The following is a 294-nucleotide window of genomic DNA, read 5'->3' as shown; positions in this document are numbered from 1 at the left end:
ATCCATGACCTGGCAACCACCTACTCTCCCACACAGTCTCCCGTGCAGTACCATCGGCCTCCTAAGGCTTAACCTTCGTGTTCGGAATGGGAACGGGTGTTACCCTTAGGAGCATCATCACCAGATTACATGCATATAATATCAAATCACTTGATATTTGTCAATAGTTTTTGAAAGATTTATTCTTTCAAAATTGCACTAAGTATTAAGTTTACTTTTATTTGGTCAAGCCCTCGACCTATTAGTATCAGTCAGCTGAACATGTTACCATGCTTACACCCCTGACCTATCAAC

At 41.5% G+C, this 294-nt stretch carries 1 rRNA gene; it reads right to left on the bottom strand.

What is annotated here, in order from left to right:
* Window positions 1-7 precede the first annotated feature (7 nt).
* Window positions 8-125, bottom strand: a 5S ribosomal RNA gene (gene rrf, locus GBZ86_RS16885).
* Window positions 126-294 lie beyond the last annotated feature (169 nt).

Source organism: Clostridium tarantellae, from assembly GCF_009295725.1.
In the GTDB taxonomy this organism is placed as follows: Bacteria; Bacillota; Clostridia; order Clostridiales; family Clostridiaceae; genus Sarcina; species Sarcina tarantellae.
Note: the sequence above shows the minus strand (reverse complement) of the source record. Positions and strands in the feature narration are given on the sequence as shown.